The organism is Afipia birgiae 34632 (assembly GCF_000308295.2).
GTDB classification, from domain to species: domain Bacteria; phylum Pseudomonadota; class Alphaproteobacteria; order Rhizobiales; family Xanthobacteraceae; genus Afipia; species Afipia birgiae.
On the sequence record NZ_HG326652.1, the window covers coordinates 2019732 to 2034491 of the forward strand.

Here is a 14760-nt window from a genome sequence, read left to right on the forward strand (position 1 = left end):
GAAATCGCCTCACTCGCGCCTTATCTGGCCAGTGACGAAAGCGCCTTCACCACCGGCGTGGCCCACGTCATCGATGGCGGCTGGACGCTTTAATGGTTTGCCATCGCCCTTCGAGGCCGCCGCTCCGCGTCGGCACCTCAGGGTGACGGAGAGAAGGATGCATACCCCGTCATCCTGAGGTGCGAGCGCACTTAGCTCGAGCCTCGAAGGATGACGAAACAACAATCGGGAGAAACGCCTTGAACAAGATCGATTTGAGCGGACGGTTCGCCGTTGTCACCGGCGGCGCGCAAGGTTTCGGCCGCGCGATCACGGAACGCTTTGCCGCCTCGGGCGCCAAGGTGGCGATCTGGGATTTCGACCAGGCACTTGCGGAAAAAACCGCGAAGGACATTGGATCGGCTGTGACCGTGCTCAAGGTCGACGTCACCGATCCCGCCGCGGTCGAGGCGGCGCGGGACGCAACACTGAAGGCGTTCGGCCGCATCGACATTCTCGTCAACAACGCGGGCATCGCCGGCGTCAACAAGACGGTCGCTGACCTGTCCTACGACGAATGGCGGCAGGTGATGAAGATCAACCTCGACGGCCCCTTCATCTGCTGCCACGCCGTGGTGCCCGTGATGATGAAACAGAACTACGGGCGCATCGTGAATATCGCCTCCATCGCCGGCAAGGAAGGCAACCCGAACGCGTCGCACTACTCTGCGTCGAAAGCCGGCGTGATCGCGCTGACCAAATCGCTCGGCAAGGAACTGGCCGGCACCGACATTGCGGTCAATGCCGTGACCCCTGCCGCCGCCAAGACCGCGATCTTCGACCAGATGACCCAGCAGCACATCGACTTCATGCTGTCGAAGATCCCGCGCGGACGTTTCCTCAAGGTAGAAGAACTCGCATCGCTGGTGGCGTGGATGGCCTCCGAGGAATGCCTCTACACCACGGGCGCGGTGTTCGACATCTCGGGCGGCCGCGCGACATACTGATCCGAATGGACGCATCACGATTTATTTGATCGTCACCGTGATCTTCTTCGACACGACTGGCGGATCGAAGGGATAGTGCTTGGCGTCGCCCAGCACTAGCTGAAGCGTATGTTTTCCGGGCGGCAGCTCGATACGAGCTTCGGTCTGCCCCGCACCAAAGTGAAGATGCGCCTTGTCTTGCGGTATCGGCTCCTTGGGATCGAGCGGCTCGTTCACATCGACCAGCAGATGATGATGGCCACTGTTGGCGAAATTGTCGCCCGCGTGAGTCACACCCATATTGCGCAGCCCGAAGCGCGCCCAGAACGCGCCCTTGATCACTGTGCCATCCTGCGGCCAGACGAAATAGAGATAGGCGTCCTTCGCCGCCGGTACTCCTTGCGCATAGGCGGCGAACGACGTCAACGACAACGCCGCCGATACGATGATGATCCTGATGGTCTCCATGACGCCTCCTAACGGGAGAGAGCAACGCGGAAGCCGTGGGTTGGATAGCGCACCGCGACGTCATATCGATCCCGATTCGCCGGCCGGGCGGACCGCATATCGTTGCGCCACGAGCCTGACCGGATCACGCGCAAGGAACAATCACCGTCGGCGATCCAGGGCGAGCCGTCGGAGGGCGCGCCCTGATAGTTCTTGTGCCAGCAATCCTCAGCCCACTGGTCGACGCCACCGCCCATGTCGTGGAGCCCGAACGGATTGGCCTTGAGGCTACCGATCTTCAGCGGCTGCTCGCCGGCAACACCATCGATACAGTTCTTGCAATTGGCCATGCCGGGCCGGAACTGATCACCCCACCAGTATTTTGTCTGGGTGCCGCCACGCGCGGCGTATTCCCATTCCGCTTCGCTCGGAAGCCGGTAGCTCTTCCCCGTCGCCTGCGCGAGCCACGTGACGAACTGTTTTGCGTCGTCCCAGCTGATGTCCGTGACTGGAGCTTCCTCCTTCCCTGTGTGCCTTGAAGCCGCAGGCTTTTGCTTCCGCACACTCGTTCCATTCCCGCACGGCGACGGGATGCTTGCCGATGGAAAATGGCTTGATCGCAACCTGGTGAACAGGCTTTTCCGTGATGTCATCATTGCTGCCCATCGCAAAACTGCCACCGGGAAGCGAGACCATCTCAGGCTCCCTGACCGGCTGCGATGAGGGCTGCTTCATCGCCGGCGCTGCTGTCGTGACGGATGTTTTCGGCGTCGTCTGAGGAACCGCAGGCGCTGGCGGCATCTGAGGAACCGCAGGCGTCGGCGCCGCCTTCGCGACATCTGCAGGAGGCTGGATTGCAACGGGCGGGCGGCTGGTCAATTGGCCGTCCGGTCGAGCCACGAGATACCAAAGAGCCCCGCCTGCGAGAGCGAAAAGAACAACGGTCGCCGTGACCAACAGTGCAACCACTGGCCGTATGCGGCTCTCTGTCATTGCCGACGGATCTGGCAACACCCGGTACACCCGCACCGGATCGGTGATGTTTTTGACCTGACGGTCACCGAGTGACTGATAGCCGCAAACGAGCTTGTGTTTGACTTGCTCATAGATGCCGCCGGAAATGAAAATCTGCCCTGGGGTGGCAATTCCTTCGAGGCGCGCAGCCACATTCACTCCGTCGCCGTACACATCCTCATCTTCAATGATGACGTCGCCGAGATTGACCCCGATACGATATACGATCCAATGCTCGCGCGGCAGCGACGCATTCCGACCGACCATACTTTGCTGAATGACAATACCGCACCGGACGGCCTCAACCGGACTGTCAAAGATCGCAATGAAGCCATCACCCGTTGTCTTGATCAGCCTGCCGTGATGTTCCGCGATGGTCGGCTCAATCAGATCGCGCTCGATACGCTTGACCCGCGCGTAAGTCCCGTCTTCATCGATCTGCATCAGGCGGCTATAGCCCGAGATGTCACCGGCGATGATAGCCGCGAGGCGGCGCGGTGTCGCGTCGTGCGAACTGTCCCTGTCGTTTCCCGAATGGATGTGACGAATTTCGCCGCGCATGCTCCGCGCCTCACCATCGAAATACCAAGGCGAGCAACCAGTCTTCTTGCCGCTCCACGGCGGCAGGCGCGAAAACTACGCCTAACACTCCGGTCCGACAATCACCTGAACGGACTCGTGCGGTTCCCAATGGGTCAACGCACCTGCCTGATGGTGTGAGGAACCTAATCCATAAAGCTAAGCCGGAGGGTGTCCTCTGTCAGTCCGGATCGGACTCGTGACCGTGCAGGTACCCTTTGACCTTGGGGTCCGGCATCAACATCGCCGCGAGCAGCGCGATGGCGCACAGTATGGTTACGTACCAGAAGAAACTCGACTCCATGCCATAGTCCTTGAACCACAGCGCGACGTATTCAGCCGATCCGCCGAACAAGGCGTTTGCGATGGCATAGGCAAAGCCGACACTGAGCGCCCTCACCTCGGGCGGAAACATCTCCGCTTTCACAACACCGCTGATCGACGTGTAGAGCGAGACAATCGCCAGCGCGAGCACGATCAGGATGTAAGCCATATAAGGACTGGTCACCCCGCCGATGGCATACATCAGCGGAACGACGCAGACCGTCGCGAGTACGCCGAACATCCGCATCTGCGTCCGGCGCCCGATCCTGTCCGACAGCGCGCCGAATGGCGGCTGCATGATCATGTAGGTGAACAGCACCGCGCTCATGACAACATTGACGGTGCGGTGGTCCATATGCGCCGAATTCACCAGATACTTCTGCATATATGTGGTGAACGTGTAGAAGATCAGCGATCCACCCGCGGTATACCCGAGCACGAGCAGGAACGGCTTCAGGTGATGGGTGAAGATGGTGCGCAGCGAATCCGCGCCTTCCTTGGAGCGGCTCTTCTCGGACGACGTCTCGTGCAGCGACATTCGCAGGTACAGCGCGACGACCGCACACAGCGCGCCGATCAGGAACGGAATACGCCAGCCCCACGCGCGCAGATCCTCATCCGACATCGAAAGCTGAACGACAAGCACGACGAGCGACGCCAGCAATTGTCCGCCGATCAGCGTGACATACTGGAACGATGCGTAGAAACCGCGCTTGCCCGGAAGCGAGACCTCGCTCATGTAGGTTGCGGTCGTGCCATATTCGCCACCGACCGAAAGCCCCTGCACCATCCGCGCCAACAGCAGCAGGATCGGCGCCGCGACGCCAATGGTGTCATGGGTCGGCAGCAGGCCGATGGCGAGCGAGCCGCCGCACATCATCAGAATGGACGTGACCATCGATGTCTTGCGGTCGTACCTGTCGGCGACCGTGCCGAAAATATAGCCGCCGATCGGCCGCATCAGAAAGCCGATGGCAAACACCGCCGCCGTCTGGAGCAACTGCGTCGTCTGGCTGCCTGCAGGAAAGAATGCGTGGGCGAAATAAAGCGCCGTGAACGCGTAAGCGTAGAAATCGTACCACTCGACGAGGTTTCCGGAGGAACTTCCGACGATTGCCTATATCCGGCGGCGGCGATCCGCGTGTTCTTCCGCCGTCAACGTCATGGTGCTCATTCATTCTCTCCGTTAGAGAACCGGTCGGAACGAATGATCTTCGCCAGATCTACCGCTTAGGTCCAGCGGGACCCGCACGCCGCATGAAATCGAAATCGCAGCCCTCGTCGGCCTGCGTGATGGTTTCGTGAAACAGATGTGCGTATCCCCGCGCGGCCCATTCCGGGGCCGATGGCTTCGGCAATACGCGCTGACGCAGCGTCAGTTCGACCTCATCAACGAGAAGATCGATGCGTCGTTTTGAGACATCGAGCCGGATCATATCGCCGGTCTGCACCAGCGCCAGCGGCCCTCCGACTGCGGATTCCGGCGTGATGTGCAGCACGATCGTGCCGAAGGCCGTTCCGCTCATGCGCGCATCGGAAATACGCACCATATCCTTGACGCCGGTGCGCAAGATCTTCTGCGGGATCGGCAGATAGCCGGCCTCCGGCATGCCCGGCGCACCCTTCGGCCCGGCATTGCGCAACACCAGCACATCGTCAGCCTTCACATCGAGATTCGGATCGTCGACGCGTAACGTCATATCTTCGACGGATTCGAACACCACCGCGCGCCCGGTGTGCTGCAGCAGCTTGGGCGTCGCCGCCGACTGCTTGATGATCGCGCCGCGCGGCGCGAGATTGCCGTGCAGCACGGCCATTGCGCCCTCGCGGTTGATCGGATTATCGCGCGACCGGATCGCGTCCTGTCCCGGAACTTCCTCAGCATTGGCGACGACATCACGCAACGTGCCGCCGGCCACCGTCTTCTGATCGAGATCAATCAGGCCGCCGAGCTGCTTCATCAGCTTCGGCACGCCGCCCGCATGATGGAAATGCTCCATGTAATGCGAGCCCGAGGGCTTGAGATCGATCAGCACGGGCACATCGCGGCCCAGCTGATCGAACGCGGCGAGATCGATCCGGTGTTCGGTCCGATTGGCTATTGCCGTCAGATGGATCAGCCCGTTGGTCGATCCGCCGATGGCTTGCAGCACCACCTGCGCGTTGCGAAACGCGGCTGGAGTCAAAAGTTCGCTCGGGCGCGGCCCGCCGGCCGCCGCCATCTCGGCGGCGCGCTTGCCGCTGAGCTCAGCCGAACGCACACGCTCGGAGTGCGGCGCGGGTATCGTCGCACTCATCGGCAGCGACAGTCCGAGCGTTTCGGTGATGCACGCCATGGTGCTGGCGGTGCCCATCACCATGCAGGTGCCGACCGACGGCGCGAGACGGCCGTTGACCGCCTCGATCTCCGCCTCATCGATTTCGCCGGCGCGGAATTTTCCCCACATGCGGCGGCAGTCGGTGCAGGCGCCCAGCACCTCGCCCTTATGATGACCAACCACCATCGGCCCCACCGGGATGACCACGGTGGGCAAGTCAGCGCTCACGGCGGCCATGATCTGCGCTGGCAAGGTCTTGTCGCAGCCGCCGATCACGACCACGGCGTCCATCGGCTGGGCGCGGATCATCTCCTCGGTATCCATCGCCATCAGATTGCGCAGGTACATCGAGGTCGGATAAGAAAAACTCTCGGCGATAGAAATGGTCGGAAACACCATCGGCATCGCGCCGGCCAGCATGACGCCACGCTTCACGGCTTCGATGAGCTGCGGGACATTGCCGTGGCAGGGGTTGTAATCGCTGTAGGTGTTGGTGATACCGACAATGGGACGCTCCAGCGCGTCGTCGGAGTAGCCCATCGCCTTGATGAAGGCCTTGCGCAGGAACAGCGAAAATCCCGGATCGCCGTAGCTGGTCAGCCCCTTCTTGAGACCCTTGGTCATCGTGATTCCCGTCGCATTGATTTGCGGCGGCACATTAGAAGCATTTCAACAGCCTGGCAAAGCAGCCGTTACATCGTTGCTCCGAGCACCCGGCGCGCTACATCGTAGCGCCTAATACCCAAGGCGCAAACTCCGCCGCGCCGAAATCAAAAGCCTCGCTCTTGGTCTGCTCGCCGGAGGCCACCCGCAGGATCAGCTCGAAAATGCGCTGGCCGCATTGCTGAACGGTTTCGTCGCCGTCGAGGATGGTTCCGCAATTGACATCCATATCGTCTTCCATGCGGCGGAACATCGGCGTGTTGGTCGCCAGCTTGATCGACGGCGACGGCTTGCAGCCGAACACGCTGCCGCGTCCCGTCGTGAAACAGACGAGGTTCGCGCCGCCCGCCACCTGCCCGGTCGCGGCCACCGGATCAAAGCCCGGCGTGTCCATGAAAGTGAAACCCTTCTTGGTCACCGGCTCGGCATACCCCACCACATCCACAAGGTTGGTGCTGCCGGCCTTGGCCATCGCACCAAGGGACTTTTCCAGAATGGTGGTGAGCCCGCCAGCCTTATTCCCGGGGCTGGGATTGGAATCCATCTCCGCGCCGTTGCGCTGGGTGTAGTCCTCCCACCAGCGCATCAGCGCGACCAGCTTCTCCCCGACTTCCGGGCTGACCGCGCGGCGTGTGAGAAGATGTTCCGCGCCATAGGTCTCGGGCGTCTCCGACAGGATCACCGAGCCGCCATGCCGCACCAGCAGATCGCTGGCCGCGCCCAGCGCCGGATTGGCCGACACACCGGAGTAACCATCCGAGCCACCGCATTGAAGCGCGACCATCAATTCGCTCGCCGGACACGGCTCGCGTTTGATGTTGTTGGATTCCGCCAGCACTTCGCGCACGAACGCGACCGCCTTCTCAACCGTCTTGCGCGAGCCGCCGACGTCCTGAATGTCGAGCGACCGCAAACGCCCCGCGAGTCTCTGTTCTTCGAGAAAACCGCCGATCTGGTTCATCTCGCAGCCGAGACCGAGAATGATCACATGCGAGAAGTTCACATGCCGCGCATAGCCACCGAGCGTCCGCCGCAGCACCGTCAGCGGCTCAAGCTGCGTCATGCCGCAGCCGGTCTTGTGGGTCAGCGCGACAACCCCATCCACATTGGGAAACGCCGCCAGCGGATCGTGACCGGTGAACGGATTCTTCTTGAACACGTCGGCGACGAGACCCGCGACATGCGCGCTGCAGTTCACCGAGGTGAGAATGCCGATGTAGTTTCGCGTCGCCACGCGCCCGTCCGGACGGCGAATGCCCTGAAACGTCGCGGGCAGATCGAAGTTCGGCGTCGGCTTGACGTCGACGCCATACGCATAATCCTTCGAGAACTCGCCCATGCCGATATTCTGCACATGGACATGCTGACCCGGACCAATCGGCACAGTGGCAAAGCCGATGATCTGACCGTAACGCTTGACGGGTTCCCCCATCGCAATGGGTTTCACCGCCACCTTGTGTCCTGCAGGAATCCGTTCGGCCGCAGCCACGCCCGGCGCGACCTCTGCGCCCGGCAACAGCGCCGTCCGCGCGATCACCACGCTGTCATCGGAATGCAGACGGATCACGGGTGTCGGGGCCATGGCTATCGTCCTTGTTGGCTTTGGCTCGGCTCTGACGTTTTCTCTCTTACCTCTCCCCGTTTACGGGGAGAGGTTAAGAACTTACGCCTTACCGCCGGAGTTCTTCCGCGTCTCCGTGATGTGGCTCTTGGCGGACATCGCCAGCAACCCGCTGTCGTTCAGGATTGTCACCAGCTTGAAGCCGCGTTCAATGGCGAGCGCGGCCCCTGCTGCGCCGCTGCAATGGATGCCGGGGAAAATGCCGCGCTTATCGCATTCCTTCACGATCCGCTCATAGATCTTGATGATCTCCGGCTCGGTTCGATCGAGTGTCGGATGAAGGCCGTAGGAGAAACCGAGATCGGACGGGCCGATGTAGACGCCTGCGACGCCCTTCACGTCCAGGATCGACTCGAGGTTCTCGACCGCTGTTTTCGTCTCGATCATCGGAATGCACAGCGTCTCGTCGTTGGCGGTCTGCTGATAGGTGCCTGCGGAGCCATACATCATGGCGCGGATCGGGCCGTTGCTGCGGGTGCCGTGCGGCGGATACTTCGCATACTGCACAAAGCGCTCGGCTTCCTCTTTCGTGTTGATCATCGGGCAGATTACGCCATAAGCGCCGCCGTCGAGCACCTTGCCGATAATGCCGGGCTCATTCCACGGCACGCGCACCATCGGCGTGACCGGATGCGCCTGCATCGCCTGGAAGCACTGGATCATCGACTGATAGTCCTGCACGCCATGCTGCATATCGACCGTGATGCTGTCGAAGCCGCATTGCGCCATCACCTCGGCGGAGAAGCCGGAGGGGATCGCAAGCCAGCCGTTGACCACCACCTTGCCGGCAGCCCAGATTTCCTTGACCTTGTTTGCCATTCGTTGGTTTCCCGTTTCTGTTCTGATTGTTGTTGCTTGATTTGGGCGCGGGTTATGCATGGGCAGCCCTCCGGCTAACCGCAATCCTCGGCCTATCCGGCCGCGTTGGCAACGGCTGCGTCATCGATCCCGACCGACCGGGCGGTGGCCGTGATGGAATTCCACGTCTCCTCGGTGAGCGGCACCCCGTTTTTGGTGCGGTCCGCGCGCATCGCCGCTTCCGGCTCGCCCGGAATCAGAACCGCATCGTGGCCCTGCGCCAGCTTGCTATCCTTGAAATAGGCGATGTAGCGGGCGACCTCGCCGTCGAAGAAATGCGCAGGATCAACGACTTTCGGATCGATGAAGATTGCCAGCATGCCATTGGAGAAACGCCGGTCGGTCTTGGTCGCCCCGTTGCCGGTCAGCGCGCCGCCGAGCAGTTCGCACATCAGCGCGAGACCCGAACCCTTGTGTTCGCCGAAGGCGCGGATCGCGCCCTTGCCCTGCGCATGCACGCGGGGGCCATCCGTGTCGTAAGGCCCATAAAGCACATGCGGGTCTTCGCTGAGACTGCCATCCTGATCGACCAGCGCCCCCTTCGGCAGTTTCTTGCCGCCCCGGCTCGCGACCATCACCTTGCCTTCGGCGACGATCGAGGTCGCGAAGTCCAGCACGACAGGGCCCTGCCCCGGACGCGGGATGCCGACGCAATACGGTGCGGTGGAGAGCTTGCGCGCGACACCGCCATAAGGCGCGACCAACACCGAGCCCGCCGCGTTGACAAAGAAGATCGAAACCAGACCTTCCGCCGCCGCCATTTCCGCCCAGTCGCCGACGCGACCGAGATGACCGGAATTCTTCAGCGTCATGGCCGAAAGCCCAACGGCCTTGCACTTGTCGATACCAACTCTCACAGCCTGCGGCGTCACCGTCTGGCCGTAGCCGAAGCCGCCATCAATCACCGCCAGCGACGGCGTATCGACCACCAGCTTGATGGTCTGGTCAGGGATGATGGCGCCCTCTTTCGCCCACTTCACATATTGCGGGACGCGGATGACGCCGTGGCTGTCATGTCCGGTCAGATTCGCCGTGGTCAGATAGGTGGCGATGCGTTCCGCCTCGGCCTTCGAGGAGCCTGCGCGCGAAAAGATGTCAGCGACGAAGCCGATCAGCTTCTGGGAGTTGATTGTAACCATGATTTAGACGTTTGCCTTGGTATGGCCGCCTAGGTAAGCGGCTCTGATTGCTTCGTTACCCCACAATTCGTCAGGCTTGCCGCCGAGGGCGAGGCGGCCAGTCTCCAGCACGTAGCCATAATCGGCGACGGACAATCCCATTCGCGCATTTTGCTCGACAAGTAAAACAGTCGTGTCGCGGCGGATTTCGGCGATAATGCGAAACACCGCCTGCACGATCACGGGCGCAAGGCCGAGCGAGGGCTCATCAAGCAGCAGCAGGCGCGGCTTCGCCATTAAGCCTCGCGCCACCGCGACCATCTGCAATTGTCCGCCTGACAGCGTCCAGCCGAGCTTGTCGGAGAACGCGCGGATGTCCGGAAACAGATCGAACATCGCATCGGCTTCGCGCGACAGTTGGGCCTTCGCAACGCGGCGGTTCGATGCGCCGAGCATGATGTTCTCTTTCACCGTGAGACCGGGAAACACCCGCCGCCCCTCCGGGACATGCGAAATGCCGAGGCGCACGATGGCTTCCGGTCCAAGGCCGACGATGGACTTGCCATCGAACAGGATTTCCCCGGCAGCAGGCTTTGCAAGACCGGAGATGGCACGAAGCGTGGTGGACTTTCCCGCGCCGTTGGAGCCGAGCAGCGTCACCACCTGCCCCGCGTCCACCTTCAGCGAGATTCCGCGCAGCGCTTCGATTTCGCCGTAGAGCACGATGAGGTCATTGATCTCGAGCAGCGCCATGTCTCACTCCGTCCCGAGATATGCGGAAATCACGTCGGGATGCTGCAGCACCGCCAGCGATTCACCATCCGCGATGCGGCGTCCGAAGTTCAGTACGGTGATGTGCTGCGCCGCCTCCCGTACCAGCGTCATGTCGTGATCGATGATGAGAATGGTGAGCCCCTGCGCCGCGATGCGCTTGAGCAGGTCATGCAGTTCGACCTTTTCGCTGGAATTCAGTCCGGCCGCGGGCTCGTCCAACAACAGCAGCACCGGATTGCCGGCGAGCGCACGGGCAATCTCGATCAGGCGCTGATGGCCGTAGGAGAAGCTCGACACCAGTTCGTTGGCCCGCCCACCGAGTCCAACGAAGGTCAGGGCAGACATCGCGCGCTGCGTCAGTGCGTCCTGCCCTCCTTCGCCGATCAGCGTATTGCCCGGACGCTCCGCCCCGATCACCACGTTCTCCAGCGCGGTCATGGAACGGAACAACCGGATATTCTGGAAAGTGCGGCCGAGCCCCGCCGCCGTGCGCTGATGTGCCGGCATGTCGGTCACGTCGGTGCCATCGAGAACGATCTTTCCTGACGTGGTCTTGTAAAGCCCGGACAGCATGTTGAGCGTGGTGGTCTTGCCGGACCCGTTCGGCCCGATCAGCGCGTGCACGCCGCCGCGGCGAACCGACAGATCAACCTTATCGACCGCCTTCAGGCCGCCGAAATGTTTCGACAGTCCGGTGACCTCGAGGACCATCTCCCCGCCGGTTTTGGCGGGCACCAGTTGCAATGCCGGACTTGCGACATGAGGCGGCGTCCTCGCCCGCCATTTGGTGATCAACTCCTGAACGAAGCCCCAGATGCCGTCCGGCATGAAGCGCACGATCAAAATCACGAACAGCCCGTAAATGGCGAGGTACAGCCCCGGTATGGTTTTGAGAAAGCGCAGCCATTCCGGAATGAGGATCAGCAAGCCGGTGCCGATGGCGGCGCCGATCGGCGATGCCACGCCGCCGAGCAGCGCCATGGTCAGGAACACGATCGACTCAGCAAACGAGAATTGATCCGGGCTGACGTAGGAGAAGCCGCCAGCGTAGAGCCCGCCGCCGATGCCGCCGAGCAACGCGGAGAGTGCGAACGCCATCACCTTGGTGCGGAAGATATCGATGCCCGCCACGCCCGCGGCGAGTTCATTATCGCGCACCGCGCGCATCGCGCGGCCGATCCGCGTGTCGGGCAGATGCCAGACAATGTATCCGATCAGCGCCAGCGCGGCGACGCAGAAGGCCAGGAAGGACTGCTGTGATTGGAACAGTGCAGGCCGTCCGATATTCGAGATGCCGTCGGGACCGCGCGTGAGCCAGATCGCGTTGATCATGACCAGCGTCACGATCTGCTGGAACGAGATCGTCACCATGGCGAGGTAGTGACCGCCAAGCTTGAGCGTGCTCATGCCCAGAAATGCGCCGGCGGCCAGCGCCAGCAGCGAACCGGCAACGAGACAGATCCAGAAGTTGATCTGGTAATCGGCGGTGCCGAGACCGACGGCATAGGCGCCAAGACCGAAGAACGCGGCCTGAGCCAGATTGATCTGTCCGCACAGTCCGAGCACGACCGACAGCCCGAACACGGCGATGGCGAACGTTGTGGCCTGCATCAGGATGTTGAGGATATAGCCGTCGAAACTCATCGTGGCCGCCGCGAACACGGCGACCGCTGCGGCGAGGAAATACGGCAAGTGGCGCAGCACCAGTGGCGTGGAATGCATGGTGGCGGTGACGGGTATGTTTTCGCTGGGCACGCTCATGCTTTTTCCGCCACGCGTTCGCCGAAGATGCCTTGCGGACGGAAGACCAGAAACGCGATCAGCACGAGAAATGCGAACGCATCCTTGTACGGCACTGATACGTAAGCCGCCCCGAAGGTCTCGATGATGCCGAGCGCGATCCCGCCAATGATCGCGCCGGTGACGTCACCAAAGCCGCCGATGATGGTGGCGGCGAATGCCTTCAGCGCGATGGTCGCGCCCATCTGGATCGAGACGAAGAGGATTGGAGCCACCAGAATGCCCGCCAGCCCTCCGAGCACTGCGGAGTAGATGAACGTGATCATGATCATGCTGGACACCGAGATGCCAAGCAGCGACGCCATCTCCTTGTCCTGCGAGGTCGCCTGCAGCTTCTTGCCGAGCATCGTGTGCTCGAAGAACCAGTAATTCAAAATCACCAGCGCGATGGTCACGGCGATGATCAGCAGATACTGGCTGTCGAGATAGACCGGCCCCAGCTGAATGCCCGGCGTCTCGAACCAGCCCTCCAGTACCTGCGGCGCGGGCCCGTAGATCGCCAGCACCGAATTCGCCAGGAAGATCGATGCGCCGATAGTGGCGATGATCACCGGAAGAAACGTGCGATGGCGCAGCGGATAATAGACGCCGAGATTGAAGATCACGCCGAACAGCGCCATCCCTCCCAGCGAGATCAGAAACGATAGCCAGTACGGCCACTGCAGGTCGACGGCAAACACCACCATCAGGAATGCCGCCACCATCGAAAACTCGCCCTGGGCGAAGTTCACGACGTTGGTTGCGCGGAAAATCAGCACGAAGCCCAGCGCCACGAGCGCGTAGACCGAGCCGATACCGATGCCCGTAAAGAGCAACTGAAGGATCTGATCCATAACATCCGACTTTCGGGCATTGCCGGCCTGCCAAGCGGCCGACCCACATGGAGACGAACTGACAGACACGAGGCGGCTTCCCTGAATGGGAAGCCGCCGTCACGCCTATCTCTTCGCTTCGATATGCTTATCGAAGACGATGCTGCCCTTGTCGTTCTTCACGATGTTGTAGCCGTGAAGGCCGTCGCCGTTTTCATCGAAGTTGTATTGGCCTTCAGCGCCTTCGAATCCCTTGATCGCCAGGATCGCACTGCGGACCTTTTCCGGCTCGGTGGACTTTGCCGTGTTCATCGCCTTTGCAAGCACAGTGACGGCGTCATAGGTCCATGCGCTCTGGTTGTCCGGCGCGAGCTTGTAGGCATCGCGGTAGGCCTTGCCGTAGGCCTTGGCCGTCGGGCTGGACTCTTCGGCATAGTCAGCAACGCCGTAGGTTCCAAAGAGCGATGCGCCCGCGAGGCGCGTCGATGACACACCGACGATGGATGGGGAGCCGACCCACGGAATGTTGACGCCGAGCTGGCGCAACTGACGAGCGAAGATGCCGAGATCGTTCTCGAAAGTGAAATACGAGCCGAGAACGTCAGCGCCGGATTGCTTGATGGCCAGCACCACCGGGGTGAAGTCCTGGCTCTGGTTGGCATAGCCCTGAACCAGCACCGGCGTCACACCAAGCTTGCTCAGTCCTTCGGTGAGCGCCTTGCCGCCTGCCGTGCCGAACGCGTCGGTGGAATGCAGCACGGCCCACTTCTTTTTGCCGAGCGTGTTGGTGCCGTAGTCGGCGATCACGCTGCCCGAATAGCTGTCGTTCGGACGGAAGCGAAACAGCCACTTGTTGCCCATATGGGTCAGGTTGGGATCGGTCCCTCCGATCGCCATCGGCTTGCCGAGCTTCAGAACGTCCGGCGCCATCGCATGCACCTGCGTGGAGCGGATCGAGCCGAGGAACGCGACGATATCCTGCTGGGCGGCGAGCTTTGAGAATGCGAGCACAACACCTGGATTGGTAGTCTGGTCATCCTCAGTGATGAGTTCGACCTGTTTTCCGAGAACCCCGCCCGCCTTGTTGACGGCCTCTAATGCCAGCTTTGCGCCGTTGAGCGCGAACTTGCCCTGCTCCGCAGCCGACCCGGTCACCGGAAGAACCATGCCGATCTTGATGGTGGCGCCCTGAGCTCCGGCGCTTTTGATGAATGCAGGCGCCGCAAGTATTGCGCCGACACCGACAGAGAAATCACGTCGCGTTAATTTCATTCGTCGTCCTCCCAAATGACCGTGCTTTTGTCCGCCGGCCTTGAGAAGGATTAGATGTCCGAAAAACGAGATTGTCTACCGATCCGAGGAGGATTTATCTCAAACATCCGATCATTGCGCTGCAACGCGCGAAATGACCAGGCAGCGCCCGGAAGCGGCCTGATGCCCATCCGTCACAAGAATGACAGGAAACGC

The 14760-nt window shown here is 61.5% G+C and carries 11 protein-coding genes and 1 pseudogene; 1 reads left to right on the forward strand and 11 read right to left on the reverse strand.

Annotation, left to right across the window (positions count from 1 at the left end; translation table 11 throughout):
- Positions 1–239 precede the first annotated feature (239 nt).
- Positions 240–986 carry an SDR family NAD(P)-dependent oxidoreductase gene (locus BN32_RS09595; RefSeq protein WP_019197957.1) on the forward strand — a complete coding sequence of 249 codons (747 nt, stop codon included), beginning with the start codon at positions 240–242 and terminating at the stop codon, positions 984–986.
- A 21-nt stretch (positions 987–1007) separates the two neighbouring features.
- Here the strand turns inward: BN32_RS09595 and BN32_RS09600 are convergent, their stop codons facing one another.
- The 11 genes and pseudogenes from BN32_RS09600 to BN32_RS09650 all read right to left on the reverse strand — a co-directional run bounded on the left by BN32_RS09600 (position 1008) and on the right by BN32_RS09650 (position 14565).
- A complete protein-coding gene (locus BN32_RS09600) occupies positions 1008–1433 on the reverse strand; it encodes a DUF4399 domain-containing protein (RefSeq protein ID WP_019197958.1) in 426 nt (141 codons plus the stop codon).
- Between the two features lie 8 nt (positions 1434–1441).
- Positions 1442–2987: pseudogene (locus BN32_RS28315) on the reverse strand (SUMF1/EgtB/PvdO family nonheme iron enzyme).
- A 199-nt stretch (positions 2988–3186) separates the two neighbouring features.
- Positions 3187–4443, reverse strand: a complete 1257-nt coding sequence (locus BN32_RS09610; RefSeq protein ID WP_244438165.1) for an MFS family transporter — start codon at positions 4441–4443, stop codon at positions 3187–3189.
- A 109-nt stretch (positions 4444–4552) separates the two neighbouring features.
- Complete coding sequence (locus tag BN32_RS09615; RefSeq protein ID WP_040425613.1) at positions 4553–6271, reverse strand: IlvD/Edd family dehydratase; 1719 nt, start codon at positions 6269–6271, stop codon at positions 4553–4555.
- Between the two features lie 97 nt (positions 6272–6368).
- Positions 6369–7892 (reverse strand): UxaA family hydrolase, encoded by a 1524-nt coding sequence (locus BN32_RS09620; protein ID WP_019197963.1) that lies wholly within the window; start codon positions 7890–7892, stop codon positions 6369–6371.
- 81 nt (positions 7893–7973) lie between these two features.
- Positions 7974–8750, reverse strand: a complete 777-nt coding sequence (locus tag BN32_RS09625; RefSeq protein WP_019197964.1) for an HpcH/HpaI aldolase family protein — start codon at positions 8748–8750, stop codon at positions 7974–7976.
- A 92-nt stretch (positions 8751–8842) separates the two neighbouring features.
- A complete protein-coding gene (locus BN32_RS09630) occupies positions 8843–9928 on the reverse strand; it encodes a malate/lactate/ureidoglycolate dehydrogenase (protein WP_019197965.1) in 1086 nt (361 codons plus the stop codon).
- Between the two features lie 3 nt (positions 9929–9931).
- Positions 9932–10660: an ABC transporter ATP-binding protein gene (locus BN32_RS09635; RefSeq protein WP_019197966.1), complete on the reverse strand. Its 729-nt coding sequence runs from the start codon at positions 10658–10660 to the stop codon at positions 9932–9934.
- A gap of 3 nt (positions 10661–10663) precedes the next feature.
- Positions 10664–12442, reverse strand: coding sequence for a branched-chain amino acid ABC transporter ATP-binding protein/permease (locus BN32_RS09640; RefSeq protein WP_019197967.1), 1779 nt, complete (start codon positions 12440–12442; stop codon positions 10664–10666).
- The gene (locus BN32_RS09645) at positions 12439–13314 is read right to left on the reverse strand and encodes a branched-chain amino acid ABC transporter permease (RefSeq protein ID WP_019197968.1); all 876 of its coding nucleotides are present in this window, start codon (positions 13312–13314) and stop codon (positions 12439–12441) included. Before BN32_RS09645 ends, BN32_RS09640 begins: the two co-directional genes overlap by 4 nt.
- 105 nt (positions 13315–13419) lie before the next feature.
- Positions 13420–14565 carry an ABC transporter substrate-binding protein gene (locus BN32_RS09650; RefSeq protein WP_019197969.1) on the reverse strand — a complete coding sequence of 382 codons (1146 nt, stop codon included), beginning with the start codon at positions 14563–14565 and terminating at the stop codon, positions 13420–13422.
- Positions 14566–14760 lie beyond the last annotated feature (195 nt).